Genomic DNA, 2,419 nt, shown 5'->3' with positions numbered 1-2,419 from the left:
CTTCACAAGCTCAGGGTGAACGGAAATCGGGAACTTATTAAAAGACAATTCCTTACTGCATACACCGGGAAACCATCACCTGATCAATCTCACCACTGTCCCTGAACGTCAGGCTCCACACGTACCGTCCCGCCTCTGGTATCATCACCGAGGTATCAGTACCGTACCCGCCTTTTTTCCCGGCGGTTGGCTGCCCTGGCTTTTGCAACAGGTCAACTGCCGTGTATTGCGGGCTCCAGTTGGCCGTGGCGTACTGGAAGCGATAGCTGCCTTTTTGCTCGCTGGTAACGGTTTGATACACGCCATTTCCCTTATATTTAAAGGCCCGGGCTGGCTTGTGTATCCAGTTAGAGTCCGGGAAACTGCCCACCACATACAGCGAACCTGCTGCCGGGCCTGCTTCATTCACGGTTGGGTTATCGCACCGGGCCAGAAAACCTTCGCCGGTCATCGAGTCAGCTTTTCGCTTATTGACCTTCGGTCCAGCGACAGCCGGATTGGTAATGCCCAGGAATCGTGCTTCAAACCCCTTCATGGGAATGGCATATTGGTTGTTTTTCGGGAAGAACACCTCACCGGTCAACAGATCCACCAGCCGACCTTCAGAACCGGCTTCCACCGTGGTCAGGGCCACCAATTGGGGAGCACTGTCGGTACTGACCATATAGATCAGGGCATCATCCCCGCTCTGCTTGTGGTCGATGTAGACCTCCTGCACTGCCCGGATGTTTATGCGCTCTCCTTTAGACAACGCTGGGTGTTTATCACGCAGTGCCATCAATGACGATACATAGGCTTTGAGATCATGCTGTTGTTTATTCAACTCAACGGTCAGCCCATCAATTTTGCCACTGGTGCGTCCTGAGTGATCATCACACATGCCACGAATGGCACAGTTATTATCCGGCTGCCTTTCAGCAAAGCCTGGCGTTTCATCTCCGATTTCATCACCGTAATACAAGGTGATCGGGCCAGTGTAGGCAGCCATAAATGACAGGGCCGCCTTATGCCGCAACCAGTATTGTGGATCCTCCGGATTGGCAATGCCGCCTCGCTGCAAAAGGTCGCCAAAGCGCACCACATCGTGGTTGCCCAGCATCAGGTTCGGTTGCGCATGTTTTGGATAGAGTGAGTGCAGATTCATGCCTTCATCCAGCCAATCCCCACCTTTGCCGCCCATCCCGTTTTCATTCACGGCAAACGTTTCCACCAGGCGATAGCGCATGGGAAAATCAAAGGCGGAACACAACGCCGGATTTTCCCCGGTTCCGTAGCCGACCTTCTGAATGGTGTTTTCCCCTTTCCAGATCTCCGCCACCATATAGCCCAACGGATGGACAGTTTCCCCTCTGTCGTTCTGGCAGGTCACTGACCGGGAGGCTTTATCCACCGCTTTGCGGATCTCTGTCCAGGCTTCGGTGGGCACCTGATAGGCCTGATCCAGACGCCAGCCGTCTATTTTCAGTTCTTTGATCCAATGGGTTGCCACCTCTTTGTAGAATGGCAGACTGTCCGGATAGTCCACGGGATTGTGACTGCCCGAAGGCAGCAAACCGGATGGTGATGGCACGACAACGGACTTTTTATGATGGCCGAATACACCATCAAACAATACATACAGCCCTTTGGCATGGGCTTTTTCCACCAGCTCTTTCGCCTGTTCCAGGGTACCGAAGCGTGGGTCGATGGAAAAATAATCTGTGGCAAAATAGCCGGTGGCATCCAGTCGGTCATCCCAGTGTTCTTGCCCAGTGACAGGTTCCGAGTTGAAGATCGGTGTCATCCAGATGGCATTCATACCCAGTGACTTGATGTAGTCCAAAGAGTCAATGATGCCCTGCAAATCCCCCTGGTGATGGCTGGTACCGTAACCGGTGCCGTGACCGGTTCCTTTTTCACCATCCACAAAGCTTTCCACCATGATCTGGTAGATTCTCAGGTCATTGGCTTTGCCTTGGGTGGCGGTATTGCAGGCATAGGCCGGTGTCAGGCTGGCCGTAGACGTTGTATCAGCTGACTGGCTGGCGCAACCAGCCACCAGTGAGGCGGCGAGTATGGCAGGGAGTAAGGTAGAAAGTGCAGGGATGGCTGTGGCCAATGCTGTTGGCGTCGTCATCGGTTCCTCCGATTAGCAGTACTGCAAAGAGGTGGTTCCACATTCAGCAGGAAGCTGCGTGAGGATGGCAAGGAGAGGCAAAATATAAGGAATAAGGAACAAGGCGCTTATCCTGTGAGCCTGACACGTTTTAATGAGTCTGGTCGTCTTTCACAAATACGGCAACGCTGCACGCTGTTACAGGTCTTAAGCCACTGTCTACTGTTTTTTTAAGTCGCTGATATCTTGATGCAAAATGAGTTCCGACACAAAAACAGTCCTGATTACCACTGATCGTACGTCATGAATCAGCTGCTATAATAA

1 protein-coding gene is annotated in these 2,419 nt (G+C 52.5%); it reads right to left on the bottom strand.

The window, feature by feature from the left end; translation table 11 throughout:
* Window positions 1–52 precede the first annotated feature (52 nt).
* Complete coding sequence (locus tag KDK14_RS07550; RefSeq protein WP_257264459.1) at window positions 53–2,116, bottom strand: alpha-amylase family glycosyl hydrolase; 2,064 nt, start codon at window positions 2,114–2,116, stop codon at window positions 53–55.
* Window positions 2,117–2,419: the final 303 nt, after the last annotated feature.

The organism is Endozoicomonas sp. ONNA2 (genome assembly GCF_024606365.1).
GTDB lineage: Bacteria > Pseudomonadota > Gammaproteobacteria > Pseudomonadales > Endozoicomonadaceae > Endozoicomonas.
Note: the sequence above shows the minus strand (reverse complement) of the source record. Positions and strands in the feature narration are given on the sequence as shown.

Coding starts and splice junctions, on each gene's coding strand:
- KDK14_RS07550 (WP_257264459.1), bottom strand. CDS start 2,116: ATGACGACGCCAACAGCATTGGCCACAGCCATCCCTGCACTTTCTACC.